The following is a 14266-nucleotide window of genomic DNA, read 5'->3' as shown; positions in this document are numbered from 1 at the left end:
GACTCCGAAGGCGTGACACGACCGTGTCACCCACCACAGTGGAATATACGGAAGTCACGAGGGAGCGCGTACGTACCGTTCAGTAGCTCACGTCACATCCGCGCCTGGTGTCACACCGGGTAGCCAGCCGACCGCGCGGGGCGAATCAGCGAGGGAATCAGTGGTGCGGATCACGCCCGCGGCCCACCCCGCCGGTGCTCACTCGGGCCGGTTGAACTCCACGATGGCCACTCCCAGGAACACCACGCCGAGCACCAGGACGACGACCGCCTCGAGCCACCCCGGCACGGGCCACCCACCCCACGTGACGCCGGGGTCGAGCCGCGCCACCGCCACCGCGGGCAGGTCGAGGTGGGAGAAGACCACCCGGCGCATCGGGTCGACCGCGTACGTCAGCGGATCGATCCGGTTGAGCACGGTCAGCCACCGCGGCAGCCCCGACACCGGGAACAACGCGCCGGACAGGAAGAACAGCGGCATGATCAGCATCTGCGTCAGCGCCATGAACGACTGCATCTGGTTCACCCGCGCCGACATCATGACGCCAAACGCGGTGATCGCGAACGCGAGCAGCATCTGCAGCGCGAACACCGACACCAGCAGCGAGAACGCGTACGGCACCCCGACGAACCCGCCCAGCGCGAGCACGACCAGCCCCTGGAACCCGGCCACGGTCGCCCCGCCGAGGCACTTCCCGATCACGATCGAGCTGCGCCGGACCGGCGCGACCAGCATCTCGCGCAGGAACCCGAACTCCCGGTCCCAGACGATCGACGCGGCCGAGAACATCGCGGTGAACATCACCGACATCGCGAGGATGCCGGGGAAGATGAACGTCCGCAGGTCGACGCCCTCGGTGCTGCCGCCGGTCAGCCGGGACAGGCCGCTACCCAGCACGAACAGGAACAGGATCGGCTGGATCAGCGACGTGACGATCCGCAGCCGGTCGCTGGAGAAACGGATGATCTCCCGCTGCCAGACGATCTTGACCGCCCGCAGCTCGCCGCCGAAGGACCGCTGCGGCACCCGGACCGCGACCGGAACCGCCGTGGTGGTCATCGTCGCCCCATCCGCGCGAACGCACTCGATCGGAACTTCTCCGACGACGACGCCTCCGCATCGCGGATCGTCGATCCGGTGTAGGAGAGGAACACGTCGTCCAGGCTCGGCCGGGCCACGCTGACCGCGCGGATCGGCAGCGGGAACTCCGCGAACAGCCGGGGCACGAACTGCTCACCCCGCGCCACCCCGAACGTGACCGCGCCCTCGGAGACCGACGCCCGCACCCCGAACACCGCGTCGAGGGCCGCGATCGCGGCCGGGTGGTCGTCGGTCTCGATCCGGACCCGGTCCTCCCCGACGCCGGCCTTCAGCGCCTCGGGCGTGTCCAGCGCGATGAGGCGGCCGGAGTCCATGATCGCGATCCGGTCGCAGTACTCGGCCTCGTCCATGTAGTGCGTGGTCAGGAAGATCGTGATGTCTTCGGCCTCCTTGAGCTCGCGGATGTAGCGCCAGATCGAGCTGCGGGTCTGCGGGTCGAGCCCGACCGTCGGCTCGTCCAGGAACAGCACCCGCGGCGAGTGCAGCAAACCGCGGGCGATCTCCAACCGGCGTTTCATGCCGCCGGAGAACGTCTGCACCTTGTGCGACCGCCGCTCCCACAGCCCGACCATCTCGAGCACCGAGCGCAGCCGGTCGTCCAGCAGTGCCCGCGGCACGCCGTAGAGCTCGGCGTGCAGGCGCAGGTTGCGTTCGGCCGAGAGGTAGGTGTCGAGCGTCGTGTCCTGGAACACCAGCCCGATGTGCCTGCGCACCGCGTCCCGCTGGGCCGTCACGTCGAACCCGGCCACCCGGGCCGTGCCACCGGTGGGCCGGATCAGCGTGCACAGCATGCTGATCGTGGTGGACTTGCCGGCCCCGTTCGGGCCCAGGAAACCGAAGATCTCGCCGGTGCGCACGGTCAGGTCGATGCCGCGGACGGCCGCGACGTCGCCGTACCGCTTCTCCAGCCCGATCGCTTCGACTGCGACCATCCGCGCCTCCCGATATTTACACCGAGCGTAAACTTCTACCGGGTGAAGTCAAGAGGTAATCTGGGCAGCGTGACCGGCCTGCGAGAACAGAAGAAGCGGCAGGTCCGCGACGACATCCTCACGGCCGCCGGCGACCTGTTCGCTGCGCGCGGCTTCGAGGACGTCACCGTGGAAGAGGTCGCCGACGCCGCCGGCGTCTCCAAGAAGACCGTGTTCAACTACTTCCCCGCGAAGGAAGACCTGGTCTTCAGCCGCTTCGACGAGCGCGAGAACGAGTTGATCGCCGCGGTCCGCGGCCGGCCCCCCGGCCGGAGCGTCCTGGAGTCCTTCCGCGCGTCGTCGCTCACCTACTGCGATCGGCTGGCGGACGCCGCGCCCGGCACCGAACGGGGCCGGGCCTTCGCCCTGATCGAGCAGTCGCCGGTGCTGGCGCGGCGCTGGCACCAGCTGCGCAACCACTACCTCGAGGTCCTCGCCGGAGAGCTCGCGGCCGAGGCGGGCGCGGAGGCCGACGACCCGCTGCCGACCGCGGTCGCGGCAGCGCTGCTCGGCGCCGAACGCGCGGTCCGCCGCGCCGCCGCGATGCGCCTGCGGGCCGGAGCCGGCCCCACCGCGGCCGCCGCCTGGCTGCGCCCGCAGATCGACCGCATCTACGACCGCCTGGCCACCGGCCTCGCCGGCTACCCCGCCGAGCGGTAACCGCACGGATCACGCCGCTGGTGCCCGGCGCTGACGGATCAGTCGCCGGCGACCTGGTCGGAGACGCGGGCGCCGCGCACGGACTGCGCGGACGCGGCGGAGGAGCCCCGCTCGGGCTCGCTGCCGTTGTTCGGCCCGGCCGTCTCGGGGCCGGTCAGGGCGGGATCACCCTGGGCCCGTTCGACGTGGGCCTCCCCGGACTTCGTGCGTTCGGGGTGGGTGTGGGTCTCGTGGAGTGCGCTGTCGTGCTCGGCCGCGCCGACGGCCTCGGCCACGTCGGCGCCGCTGCGGTCGTGCACGGCCGGGTCTCGCGGAGTCTCAGTCATGCGTCCCCCTGTACCCAGTCGCCCTCCGGACCAGTCGGGCTCCGGATCGGAGCCGAGCACGATTTCATTGAGTGAGTGCGGGTGAATCCGCAGCCGGGGAACCGGATCGGGATAATGCCGGAGTGGCGACAGAAGAACTCGACATCGATGAGTGGGCGGAGAAGGTCGGCCTCCCCGAGGGCCGGGCCTGCCGGATCACCGTGCACGGCACGCCGGTACTGCACCGTTCGTGCCAGGAGGTCACCGAATTCGGCGACGAACTGAAACAGCTCGTCGCGGACATGCTCGAGAGCATGGACGCCGCCGACGGCGTCGGCCTGGCCGCGAACCAGATCGGCGTCGACGCGCGCGTGTTCGTGTACGACTGCCCGGACGACACCGGCTTCTACCACGTCGGAGCGATCGTCAACCCGGTGCTGGAGCCGTTCGAACCCGACGCCGAGCTCGACAAGGAGGAAGAGGGCTGCCTGTCGGTGCCGCTGGAGTTCGCGCCCCTGGCCCGCCCGGTGACGGCGTCGGTCACCGGGCAGGACCTCGAGGGCAACCCGATCCGGGTGGAGGGAACCGGCATGCTGGCGCGCTGCCTGCAGCACGAGACCGACCACCTCAACGGCATCGTCTACGTCGACCGGCTCGGCCCGGACGAGCGCGAGGCGGTCCTCGCCGCGAACGCGGCCCGGATCGAGTCCGGCGAGATGCCTCGCTGGTCGGAAGGCGAGCCCCGGCAGTCCTGACCCCTCCCCCGGTCAGGTCAGGCTGACCGCCGGGGGCACGAACGTGGCCGTCGCGCTGCCGGGCGTCACCTCGGTGAAACCGGCATCGTGGACGACCGGCGCGCCCGATCGCAGCGCGGCCAGCCACTGGGACTCGCTCGCCGTCCGGACGGCGAGATCGAAACCCGTCGCGGCCCACCGTGCGGCCTCGTCCGGTCCCAGCGACCAGAGCCCGAGCTGGGCCGCGTGCCCGGCCTGCGCCATGGCCTTTCCGGCGGTCATCGTCACGTCCGGCGCGAGCAGCACGAGCGGCAGGCCGGGACGCGGGTCCGCCGGCGGCGACGGATCCGCCAGCTCGGTGCCGCTCACCTGCAGCCGCGACAGATCCCGGGGCCAGTCGTCGAGCGGGATCGGCGGGTAGACCCGCACTGCGGCGTGGCCGTGCGCCACGGTCAGGCCCGGCAACTGCGACGCCCGCCGCCACTCGGCCCCGCGCGCCCGCCGCACGACCTTCCGGATCCGGTTGCCCTGCCAGGCATCGACCGCCTCGCGCCACGCGGGCTCGGCCGTCGTCACCATGAGCAGCACCGCCCGCGCGGCCGCTTCCAGGGCGTCGGTCCGGGGCGGCGGCTCCGCCTTTTCCACCCGGACCACCAGCGGCAGCACCCGCTCCGCGGGCGCCTCCCCGTCTTCCACCAGACCAGCGTCGTCCATGCGCCCAGCCTATTTCGCCGGACGGCCGGTCACGCGCTACCGGCCCGGCGTCAGCACCCGCAGAACCGCCCGCTCGACCGCGGGCAGCGCGGTGAGCCGACCGGCGTCCGCGGAACCCAGACGGTCGAGCGTCGGCCGGATCGACCGGCCGTTCTCGTACGCGGTGACGATCCGCGGATCGACGTAGGAGGCACGCGCCACCGCCGGGGTGTTGCCGAGATACTCGGCGACGCCCTCGACCGCCGACCGGACCACCTTCCGGCGCGCGCGCCCGGACTCCGGCGGGTCACCGGCGAGCGCGAGCTCGACCGCCATCAGGACCGTCGCGTGCCAGGTACGGAAGTCCTTCGCGGTGAGCGTGACCCCGGCGTTGTCCCGCAGGTAGTCGTTGACGTCCTCGCTCTTGACGTCGTACCAGCGGCCGCCGCTGCGGTACGCGAGCAGGTCGTCTTCGTCGTCCTGGTGCCGCCGCAGGCTCATCACCACCCGGCGGACCGCGTCGTCGCGTACCTCGATCGTGCGCTGGACGCCGCTCTTGGCCGGGAACTGGAAATGGATCGTGCCCCGGTGCAGCCGCACGTGCTTTTTGCGGATCGTGGTCAGGCCGAAGCTGCCGTTCTCCGCCGCGTAGACCTCACCCCCGATCCGGAACAGCCCCAGCTCGAGCAGCCGGACACCCGCCGCGAGCACCCGCTCCCGGTCGAGCGTGCGGTGGGCCAGGTGGCGTTCGACGGTCTGCCGCAGCTTCGGCAGCCGGCGCGCGACCTCCAGCACCCGGTCGTGCTTCTCGGCGTCCCGCTTCTGCCGCCAGACGTCGTGGTAGCGGTACTGGCGGCGGCCGGCGTCGTCGGTGCCGACGGCCTGGATGTGCCCGTTCGGGTACGGGGAAATCCAGACGTCGCGCCAGGCCGGCGGGATGACCAGCGCCTTGACGCGGGCCACCTCGTCCCGGTCGGTCAGGGACGAGCCGTCCACGTCGAGGAAGCGGAACCCGCTGCCGGATCTGCGCCTGGTGTAGCCGGGCCGGGAGAGGTCGCTGCGCCGCAACCGTACTGGAGCCATGCGCGGCCGGTTACCCGAATCCCGGCCCTCTAGCCGTAACCTGTAACTTATATAAGCGACGTGTTACGCTCGGCCGCGTGTCGATCTGGGACGCGCTGGCCGATCCGGTGCGCCGGGAGATCCTGGGCATGCTGAACAGCGAGGACGCGACGGCGGGCACGATCGCCGCGCGGTTCGCGATCAGCCGCCCGGCGGTCAGCCGGCATCTCCGCGTGCTGCGCGAGGCCGGGCTGGTCGGCTCGGCACCGCACGGACAGGAACGGCTCTACCGCCTGGAAGCAGCCCCGCTCCGGGAGGTCGACGCCTGGCTGCGCCGGGTGGAGCGCGGCCCGGCCGCGTTCCCCACGCCCGCCTCCCGGCTGGACGCGTTCGACACCGAACTACGTCGTGGACGCAGGACGAAAGCGAAGGAGAACCTGGATGACAACCGGTCCGCTGGGTGAGGCCCGCACCGACGACGACGGTACCGGGACGCTGGTGTTCCACCGGACGTTCCCCGACCCGATCGAAGACGTCTGGGCCACGCTGACCGACTCCGACCGCCTGGCCCGCTGGTACGGCCACTACGAAGGCACCGGCGGTACCGGCGGCACGGTCGAGCTCACGATCACCGGCGAGGTCGACGCCGGCGGCAAGGAGGGCGACCCGGTCACGGTCTCGATCCTCGAATGCGTGCCGCCGCACCGGCTCGTCGTCGAGATGGCCCCCGAGGGCGAAGGCACGTGGCACCTCGCGGCCACGCTGTCGGAGCACGCCGGCGGGACGACGCTGCTGTTCGAGCAGCGCCTCCCCGCCGGTTTCCCGTACCCGGCCTCCGAGGTCGAGCCCGGGTGGCGCTGGTACCTCGACCGCCTGGTGGCCGCCGTCGCCGGCGACCCGATGCCACCCTGGAAGTCCTACGCGCCCTGAGGGGTCAGGTGCCGGTCGGCGATCGCGTGCACGGTGCGGCCGTCGACCGTCTCGTTCTCCAGCAGTTCGCCCGACAGCTCGTCCAAAGCCGCCCGGTGGGTCGTGAGCAGGTCGATCGCGCGCGCCTCGGCCTCCCGCAGCAGCCGCGCGACCTCCTCGTCCACGACCCGCTGGGTCTCCTCGCTGTAATCGTGGTCCCGGCCGCCGACCCCGAGGTACTGGGGCTGGTCGCTCGAGTACCCGACCGGTCCCAGCTTCGGCGACAGCCCGAACTCGCGCACCATCCTCGTCGCGAGCTCGGTCGCCTTGGCCAGGTCGTTCGACGCGCCGGTCGAGCCCTGGCCGAACACCACCAGCTCGGCCGCACGACCGCCGAGCTGCACCGAGAGCGTCGTCGTGAGCTGGTCCATCGAGTACAGGTGACGCTCCGCCTCGGGCAGCTGCTCGGTCACGCCGAGCGCCATCCCGCTGGGCAGGATCGTCACCTTGTCGACCGGGTCGGCCGCCGGCGAGAACGCCGCCACCAGCGCGTGCCCGGACTCGTGCACGGCCACGCTCTGCTTCTCGTTCGGCAGCAGGAAGTTCGATCCGAGCCGCTGGCCCAGCAGCACCCGGTCGCGGGCCTGCGACAGGTCGGCCGCGCTCACCTCGGACCGCCCGTCCCGCACCGCCACGATCGCCGACTCGTTGAGCAGGTTCGCCAGATCCGCACCGGAGAAGCCGGGGGTGGCCCGGGCGGTCGCGTTCAGGTCGACGTCCGCGGCCAGGTGCTTGCCCCGGGCGTGGACCCGGAGAATCGCTTCCCGTTCCGCGGCGTTCGGGAGCGGCACCGCGACCTGCCGGTCGAACCGGCCCGGGCGCAGCAGCGCCGGGTCGAGCGTCTCCGGGCGGTTGGTCGCCGCGATCACCACGACGCCGGTCGACGGGTCGAACCCGTCCATCTCGGCCAGCAGCTGGTTGAGCGTCTGCTCGCGTTCGTCGTTGCCGGCGAACCCGCCGGTGTTGCGGCGCTGCCCGATCGCGTCGATCTCGTCGATGAAGATGATCGACGGCGCCCGCTTCCGCGCGTCGGCGAACAGGTCACGCACGCGGGACGCACCGACTCCGACGAACAGTTCGACGAAGGACGAGCCGGTGACCGCGAAGAACGGCACCGAGGCCTCCCCCGCCACCGCCCGGGCGAGCAGCGTCTTGCCGGTGCCGGGCGGCCCCGACATCAGGATGCCCTTGGGCCCGACCGCGCCGGCCGCCGCGTACTTGTCGGAGTTCTTCAGGAAGTCGACGACCTCGGTGACGTCCCGCTTGACGCCCTCGTAGCCCGCGACGTCCGCGAACGTGGTCTCCGGGCGCTCGGCGTCGATCACCTTCGCCGGGGACTTGCCGACGCCGAGCATGCCGCCGAAGCCGCCGAGCTGGGCCCCGCGCTTGGCCTGGCGCCCGATCCACCAGAAGTAGCCGATGAACAGCAGCAACGGCAGGAACGAGAACAGGACGCTCCAGAACGAGCTGCTGGCGCCGGTCGCGGTGAAGTGCGGGACCACGTCCGGGTCCTTCACCGCGGTGAGGAACGCGTCGTCGGGGCCGTTGAGCCCGGTCGGATAGTGCGACGTGAAGTCCGCACCCTTCTCGAAATTCGACCGGTACGTCCCGGAGATCGTCCCGTCGGCCTTCAGCTGCAGGCTGTCGACGTGTTTGGCGGCGATCTGCTCGTTCAGCGTGCCGTAGTCGACGGTCTTGACGTTCATGCCGCCGAACGGGAAGAACAGCAGGAGCAGGGTCAGCGCGACGCCGATCGGGATCAGGAAGCGGCGCCAGCCCGGCGGGGGTGGGGGTGCCGGCGCGACCGGACGATCCTTCGGCGGCCCGGACTTCGCGGTGGCGCTCATCGGCGCACCAAGTGTCGACTCACGCCGCAAGTGTTCCAGGCGGTGAACTAGGTTCGCTGGTCCGGTCGGGGTTTCGTGATCAGCAGGAGCCCGACGACGACCAGCGCGGCCACCAGGCCGCCGATCAGGATCCACTGCCACCATCCGGTCGCCCGCGGATGCTGCCGGTAGAACTCGGCCCTGGCCTCTTCGCTACTCATCGGGGACGCGGCGGTGGTGACGGGCGCGGTGGTCGTGACGGGCGCGGGCGGCGACCCCGAATCGCGGTTCACGAACACCGCCCCGAGCGTCCCGACCGCGGCGAACAGACCGCCCCCGAGCAGGATCACCAGCATCAACCGACCCTTGGTCCTGGTATCCGCCACGAGCGCCACTCTACTGACTCGATAAGGTGCGGGCGTGAACGCCGGGATCCTGCTGGTACTGCTCGCTTTGGGCGCGATCGCCATCTCCGCGTTCGGACGCCGGCTGAACGCCCAGCCCGGCCTGCTGATCCTGGTGGCGGCGGCGGGCGCGTCGTTCATCCCGGGGCTCCCCCGGCTCGAGCTCGACCCGGAGCTGATCCTCGGCCTGGTCGTGCCGCCGCTGCTCTACGCGGCCACGCTGGAGTTCTCGTTCTTCAGCTTCCTGCGCAACATCCGGGCGATCCTCGGCCTCGGTGTGGTCCTCGTGCTGATCACCGCGTTCGCCGGACGCGTGACCACGCAGTGGCTCATGCCGAGCCTCGGCGCCGGGGTCGCGCTGCTGCTCGGGTCGATCGTCGCACCGCCGGACACGGTCACGATCACCGCGCACGGCGCGGAGATCGGGCTCACCCGGCGCGTCACCGCGATCCTCACCGGCGAGAGCCTGGTCAACGACGCGATGGCGCTGACGCTGTTCAGCATCGCGCTGGCCGGCGTGGGCGGCGAGGAGACGTTCATCGACAACGGCGTGCTGCTGTTCTTCTGGTCCGCGGTCGTCGGGATCCTGATCGGGTTCCTCTTCGGCAACATCGCGACCGTGCTGCGCCGCCGCCTCAACGACCCGACGCTGGGCACCGCGATCGGTCTGGTGCTGCCGTTCGCCGCGTACCTGGCGGCCGAGGAGGCGCACGCGTCCGGTGTCCTCGCGGTCGTGTGCGCCGGGTTCAACGTCGCGGTCGAGTCCGCGTACGGCAACCGCAAGCGCGAGCGGCTGGGCTACCGGACCCGGATGACCGAACGCGAGGTCTGGCCGGTACTGGGCGCGCTGCTGGAGTCGTTCGTCTTCGCCTACACCGGCCTGCAGATGAGGTTCGTCATCGACGACCTGCGCGAGTCCGGGGATCCGCTGGGCCGGACCGTGCTCACCGGCGTCGCGCTGCTGGTCCTGGTGGTCCTGGCCCGGTTCGCCTGGGTGGCGATCGTGTTCGGGCGACGCCTGCTGGCGAACCAGGCGGTCCGCAAACGGCTCGAGGACCCCTTGTTCCGCAAACGCTGGGACGAGGGCCAGGCCCGGCTGAAGGAGGCCGGGCGTCCGCCGCGGGAGCTGCCGGAGGCGCTCGGCTGGAAGGAACAGGTGCTGCTGTCCTGGACCGGCATGCGCGGCATCGTGACGCTCGGCGCGGCCGCGGGTATCCCGCTGCTCACCGAAGACGGCGCGCCGTTCCCGCACCGCGACACGCTCCAGTTCCTCGCGTACTTCGTGGTGTTCGGGACGCTGCTGCTGCAGGCGCCGACGCTGTCGCTGCTCGCCCGGCGGCTGAAGATCGACACCGGCGAGGAAGACCGCGCCGCGCTGGAGCAACTCGCGCTGGCCGAGAAGATCGCCGCCGACGCGGCGGCGGGCCACGAGTACCCCGTCCACGAACGCAACCGCCCCGGCCGGGAGAACGGGCGGGAGAACGGGCGCCGGACCCGCCGCCGCAGCCGGGAGGAGCGCGCGGTGCAGAAGGCCGCCGCGCCGGACGACGGGCCGCCGCTCAACGACTTCGACCGGCAGCGGGTCTCGCTCTCGCTCGCGGTCGTCCAGCGCGACCTCGAGGACGAGGCCGCCGAGGTCGTCCTCGAGCGCCTCGACCGCCAGCAGGCCGCCGCCGAGTCCCTCTAGAAGTACTGCTCGGTGAACGCGTTCCGGAACTTTCCGTCCGGGTCGTGGCCGCGGACGACCCGCCGCGCGTCGGCGAACCGCGGATAGAGCGACGCGACCTCGGCCGGCTCCATCGCGAACACCTTGCCCCAGTGCGGACGCGCACCCAGCGGCCGCAGCCCGGCCTCGAGCTCCCGGAGCACCGGTGCCAGCGCGACCGGGTCCGGATGCCAGGTGAAGTGCAGCGCGACGCTGTCCCGCCGGTAGAACTCCGACAGCCACAACTCGTCGGCCCTGATCGTGCGCAACTCGCTGACGTGCAGGATCGGCGCGATCGTGTCGGCCAGCGAGGCCAGCACGTCGAGCGCGGGCACCGCCTGCTCGATCGGCAGCAGGTACTCGCTCTGGATCTCGTCGCCGGCGCTCGGCGTGAACTCCAGCCGGAAGTGCGGCAGCCGCTGGTTCCACGGCCCCGGGACGCCGCCCTGCTCGGTCGTGAACCCGGGGTCCTGGCCCGGCACCGGGTTGCGCTGGCCGGACGCCAGCGTGGCCCCGAGCCAGTCCCGGCCGTGCGGCCACTCACCGGCGTCCACCCGGTGCTTCACCCAGACCTGGTCGGCGAACGGGCGCGTCCAGGTGAGGAACACGCTGACGCTGTAGGCCGCGGTCAGCACCTCGTGCAGGTTGACCCGCAGCGCGGACAGGAACATCCGGTCGTACACGCGCTGCTCGACCTGGAAGCTCGGCTGGATGTCGAGCGTCAGCGCGGTGGTGACGCCGATCGAGCCGAGCGTGACGACCGAACCGTCGAAGTCGTCGTCCCCGCGCGTCACCGTACGCAGTTCGCCGGACGGCGTGACGAACTCCACCGCCCGGACCGCGGTCGCGAGCGTCCCGTTCGTGAGGCCGGAGCCGTGGGTGCCGGTGGCCACCGCGCCGCCGACGCTGATGTGCGGCAGCGAACCGAGGTTGTGCAGCGCCCAGCCGGCCGGTTCGAGCGCCTGGGTGAGCTCGCCGAAGCGGGTGCCCGCGCTGACCGTGACCGCGCGCTGCGCGGCGTCGATCTCGATCCGGCGGGGCAGGTCGGCGACGGAGATCAGCGCACCGGTGGTGTCGGCCACCGTGTTGAACGAGTGCCCGGTGCCGAGCACCCGCAGGCGGTCGCCGGCGGCGACGACCTCCTGGAGCTGCTCGACGCTGACCGGGCGGTGCAGCGTGTGCGTGGAGAACTCGACGTTGCCGGCCCAGTTCGTGAGTGCAGTGGCCATGTGTCCAGCCTCGCACGCCCCGAGTTGCCGGTGAGCAGGGCATCTCGCAGGCTGGACTCCTGGCTACTCAGGGGTTGGCGCACCGGCCCGGGCCCTGGCTCGCGCTCGCCGGGTCCGGCGCGGCGGCGTTCGCGACGGCCGCGGTCGGCGGGCTGGCGAGCGTCGGCGCCGGGGAGTACCACGACGGGCTCGACCGGCCGGCCTGGGCGCCGCCGAGCGGGGTCTCGGGCCGGTCTGGACCGTCCTCTACGTGCTGATCGCCCTGGCCGGGTGGCTCGCCTGGCGTCGTGCCGGCCTCCCGCCGGTTCCGTTCGGGCTCTCGTCCTAAGTGTCCGGTTATCACCGCACATCGTTCACCGATAGTCACGCCGTCGGAGGTTTCTCCGCACGATCAGCGGTCACCCTGCGCTGGACAGGATCCCCCGAGTCCCCCCAGGGGTGGCCATGACGAGCACGCCCAGCACGACGGACCGAGCCCGCGAGACCGCGGGCACGGCGCAGCAAGAAGGTGCCGCACTCGCGTCCCACGCCAAAGACGCCGGGTCCGACGTGGCCCAGACCGCCCGCGCGGGAGCTTCGCAGGTCGCGTCCGAGACCAAGACGCAGGCGGCCGATCTGTTCCGCACCACGAAAGACGAAGTGAAGGGCCAGGTCGACGCCCAGCGGCAGCGACTGGCGGGCGCACTGCGCACGACCGGCCAGGAACTCGGCTCCGGGCACGAGGACCACTCGCGGCTGACCGCCGAGGTCACCCAGCGGACCGGCGAGTACGCCCGCCGGTTCGCCGACTACCTGGACCAGCGCGGCCCGGACGCCATTCTGGACGACGTGCGGTCGTTCGCCCGCCGTCGTCCGGGCACGTTCCTGCTGCTCGCGGGCGTGGCCGGCGTCGTGGCCGGCCGGGTGTTCCGCGGTGTGGCCGCCGCGTCCGACGACTCCGACCGGCCGTCCGCGCCGTCCTCCCGCAACTCCTTCGCGGACGAGACGCCCCGCTCCGACGGCACGTACTCGGGTCTCGGCGCCGGCACCAGCGAGGCACTGCCGGTGCCGCCGGTGGCCACCTACGCCGAGACCGCGTACGCCGAGGACGTCGCGGTCGGCGTCGCCGAGGTGCCGCCCACGCCGGGCGCGTTCGGCACGCCCCCGAACTCGACCGCCCCGAACTCGACCGCCCCGAACTCGACCGCGCCGCACTCGACGGCCCCGTACCCGCCGGCGTCGGACCCGTTCCCCGGTTCCGGTGACATCCCGGGCGAGCCCGGTTACGTTCCGGCCGAACCCGGCTACGTGCCGTCCGACCCGGCCTACGGGCCCGGAGGCCGGGAGAGCGGGTACGCACCGCCCGACGGCGGCTACCCGCCGGCCGACGCGGGCTATCTCCCGGCGCCGCCCTCGGCACCGGTCACCGACCCCGAGGGACGCCCGGTGGACCCGTACGACGACCCGCGGTACCGCGACGGCGGTCCGCGGTGACGGCCGCCGACGGCCCCCGGCCGGACGTCGGCGCCGCCTCGGTGGGAGACCTCGTCCGTGACGTCGCCAACGACCTGACGACGCTCGTCCGCCAGGAGATCGCGCTGGCCAAGGCGGAAACGAAGGACGAGGTCGTCAAGGCGGGCAAGGCCGGCGGCGCGTTCGGCGGCGCCGGCGTCGCCGGATGGCTCGCGCTGCTGTTCCTCTCGCTGGCGCTGATGTACGGGCTCGACGCGCTGATGCCGATCGGGTGGGCCGCACTGATCGTCGGCGTGCTCTGGGCGGCCGGTGCCGCCGCGCTCGCGGCCTACGGACGTACCAAGGTCAAGCAGGTCAACCCGGTCCCGAAGCGGACGGTCGAGACGGTGAAGGAGGACGTTCAGTGGGTCCGGAACAGGAACGCATAGAGCGCGACATCATGCGCCAGCGCATGCGGCTCGGCGACGACGTCGACGCGCTGGTCGAGAAAGTCAGCCCGCGCCAGGCGGCCCGCCGCCAGGTGGGACGGGTGGGCCAGGCGGCGTCGACGGCGAAGGAGCGGATCATGGGAACGGCGTCCGACGTCACCGGGACGGCCCGCGACCAGGCCGCGGACCTGACGCACAGCACGCACGACCGGGCCGCGGGAGCCGGCCACGGCCTCGCCGACACCGCGTCGAGCGCGAAGGACTCCGTCGCCGAGTCCGCGTCCTCCGCCGCCGACGCGACCCGCCGGAAGGCCGAGGGCAACCCGCTCGCGGCCGGGCTGATCGCGTTCGGCGTCGGCTGGCTGGCGTCCAGCCTGTTCCCGGCGTCGACGCCGGAGCGGCGGGCCGGTGCCGCGCTGCGCGAGCACGCCGAGGAACCCGTCCGGCGGGCCGGCCAGGCGGCGGCCGAGAAGGCCAAGGAGGTCGGCGAGCACCTGAAGGAGCCGGCTCAGCAGGCGGCCCAGCAGGTGAAGGAGAGTGCCACCGGTGCCGCCCACGAGGTCAAGGACACCGCGAGCGGTCACGCCGACTCCCTGAAGGGCGACGCGAAGGACCGCGCCGGATCCGTGCAGGACACGGCCCGGCACTGAGAGCCCACGGGGCCCGGACTTCGGTCCGGGCCCCGTGTCGTGTCCTCGGTGCCGTGGCCTCGGTTGGTCGAGGTGCC

Annotated in this window: 17 protein-coding genes; 9 read left to right on the top strand and 8 right to left on the bottom strand. The window is 72.2% G+C overall.

Annotation, left to right across the window (positions count from 1 at the left end):
- Positions 1-198: 198 nt before the first annotated feature.
- Positions 199-1059, bottom strand: coding sequence for an ABC transporter permease (locus tag ACIBZJ_RS01360; RefSeq protein ID WP_395924212.1), 861 nt, complete (start codon positions 1057-1059; stop codon positions 199-201).
- Positions 1056-2033, bottom strand: a complete 978-nt coding sequence (locus tag ACIBZJ_RS01355; protein WP_395924210.1) for an ATP-binding cassette domain-containing protein — start codon at positions 2031-2033, stop codon at positions 1056-1058. The genes ACIBZJ_RS01360 and ACIBZJ_RS01355 overlap by 4 nt, the downstream gene beginning before the upstream one ends.
- 69 nt (positions 2034-2102) lie before the next feature.
- On the opposite strand from ACIBZJ_RS01355, the gene ACIBZJ_RS01350 reads away from it, so the two are divergent.
- A complete protein-coding gene (locus tag ACIBZJ_RS01350) occupies positions 2103-2732 on the top strand; it encodes a TetR/AcrR family transcriptional regulator (RefSeq protein WP_395924208.1) in 630 nt (209 codons plus the stop codon).
- A 38-nt stretch (positions 2733-2770) separates the two neighbouring features.
- On the opposite strand, the gene ACIBZJ_RS01345 is transcribed toward ACIBZJ_RS01350, so the two are convergent.
- On the bottom strand, positions 2771-3058 hold the full coding sequence (locus ACIBZJ_RS01345; RefSeq protein ID WP_395924206.1) for a hypothetical protein: 288 nt from the start codon (positions 3056-3058) through the stop codon (positions 2771-2773).
- Between the two features lie 71 nt (positions 3059-3129).
- On the opposite strand from ACIBZJ_RS01345, the gene def reads away from it, so the two are divergent.
- Entirely contained in the window at positions 3130-3792 is a 663-nt protein-coding gene (gene def, locus ACIBZJ_RS01340; protein WP_395924204.1) for a peptide deformylase, read from the top strand.
- Between the two features lie 12 nt (positions 3793-3804).
- Here def and ACIBZJ_RS01335 read toward each other — a convergent pair whose 3' ends face one another.
- Together ACIBZJ_RS01335 and ACIBZJ_RS01330 are read right to left on the bottom strand one after the other, a co-directional pair.
- Positions 3805-4485: a peptidyl-tRNA hydrolase gene (locus tag ACIBZJ_RS01335; protein WP_395924202.1), complete on the bottom strand. Its 681-nt coding sequence runs from the start codon at positions 4483-4485 to the stop codon at positions 3805-3807.
- Between the two features lie 36 nt (positions 4486-4521).
- Positions 4522-5547: a DNA topoisomerase IB gene (locus ACIBZJ_RS01330; RefSeq protein ID WP_395924200.1), complete on the bottom strand. Its 1026-nt coding sequence runs from the start codon at positions 5545-5547 to the stop codon at positions 4522-4524.
- A 77-nt stretch (positions 5548-5624) separates the two neighbouring features.
- Here ACIBZJ_RS01330 and ACIBZJ_RS01325 point away from each other — a divergent pair, with 77 nt between their 5' ends.
- Positions 5625-5990 carry a metalloregulator ArsR/SmtB family transcription factor gene (locus ACIBZJ_RS01325; RefSeq protein ID WP_395924198.1) on the top strand — a complete coding sequence of 122 codons (366 nt, stop codon included), beginning with the start codon at positions 5625-5627 and terminating at the stop codon, positions 5988-5990.
- Complete coding sequence (locus ACIBZJ_RS01320) at positions 5968-6456, top strand: SRPBCC domain-containing protein (protein WP_395924196.1); 489 nt, start codon at positions 5968-5970, stop codon at positions 6454-6456. Before ACIBZJ_RS01325 ends, ACIBZJ_RS01320 begins: the two co-directional genes overlap by 23 nt.
- Here the strand turns inward: ACIBZJ_RS01320 and ftsH are convergent.
- On the bottom strand, positions 6444-8342 hold the full coding sequence (gene ftsH / locus ACIBZJ_RS01315) for an ATP-dependent zinc metalloprotease FtsH (protein ID WP_395924194.1): 1899 nt from the start codon (positions 8340-8342) through the stop codon (positions 6444-6446). The two genes, ACIBZJ_RS01320 and ftsH, sit on opposite strands and share 13 nt — an antisense overlap.
- Positions 8343-8389: 47 nt before the next feature.
- Complete coding sequence (locus ACIBZJ_RS01310) at positions 8390-8707, bottom strand: hypothetical protein (protein ID WP_395924192.1); 318 nt, start codon at positions 8705-8707, stop codon at positions 8390-8392.
- A 34-nt stretch (positions 8708-8741) separates the two neighbouring features.
- Between ACIBZJ_RS01310 and ACIBZJ_RS01305 the strand changes: the two genes are divergently transcribed.
- Positions 8742-10412, top strand: coding sequence for a cation:proton antiporter (locus ACIBZJ_RS01305; RefSeq protein WP_395924190.1), 1671 nt, complete (start codon positions 8742-8744; stop codon positions 10410-10412).
- Here ACIBZJ_RS01305 and ACIBZJ_RS01300 read toward each other — a convergent pair.
- Entirely contained in the window at positions 10409-11659 is a 1251-nt protein-coding gene (locus tag ACIBZJ_RS01300) for an FAD-binding protein (protein WP_395924188.1), read from the bottom strand. The genes ACIBZJ_RS01305 and ACIBZJ_RS01300 overlap by 4 nt on opposite strands.
- Before the next feature lie 250 nt (positions 11660-11909).
- On the opposite strand from ACIBZJ_RS01300, the gene ACIBZJ_RS01295 reads away from it, so the two are divergent.
- The 4 genes from ACIBZJ_RS01295 (at position 11910) to ACIBZJ_RS01280 (ending at position 14189) form a co-directional block, all read left to right on the top strand.
- On the top strand, positions 11910-11987 hold the full coding sequence (locus ACIBZJ_RS01295; RefSeq protein WP_395925968.1) for a hypothetical protein: 78 nt from the start codon (positions 11910-11912) through the stop codon (positions 11985-11987).
- Between the two features lie 116 nt (positions 11988-12103).
- The gene (locus ACIBZJ_RS01290; protein WP_395924186.1) at positions 12104-13132 is read left to right on the top strand and encodes a hypothetical protein; all 1029 of its coding nucleotides are present in this window, start codon (positions 12104-12106) and stop codon (positions 13130-13132) included.
- Positions 13129-13539, top strand: coding sequence for a phage holin family protein (locus ACIBZJ_RS01285; RefSeq protein WP_395924184.1), 411 nt, complete (start codon positions 13129-13131; stop codon positions 13537-13539). Before ACIBZJ_RS01290 ends, ACIBZJ_RS01285 begins: the two co-directional genes overlap by 4 nt.
- Positions 13515-14189: a DUF3618 domain-containing protein gene (locus ACIBZJ_RS01280; protein WP_395924182.1), complete on the top strand. Its 675-nt coding sequence runs from the start codon at positions 13515-13517 to the stop codon at positions 14187-14189. The genes ACIBZJ_RS01285 and ACIBZJ_RS01280 overlap by 25 nt, the downstream gene beginning before the upstream one ends.
- The last annotated feature ends 77 nt before the right edge of the window (positions 14190-14266 follow it).

Origin of the sequence: Cryptosporangium sp. NPDC051539 (assembly GCF_044454545.1) — a bacterium.
Lineage (GTDB): Bacteria > Actinomycetota > Actinomycetes > Mycobacteriales > Cryptosporangiaceae > Cryptosporangium.
This window is presented reverse-complemented; position numbering and strand designations above follow the sequence as displayed.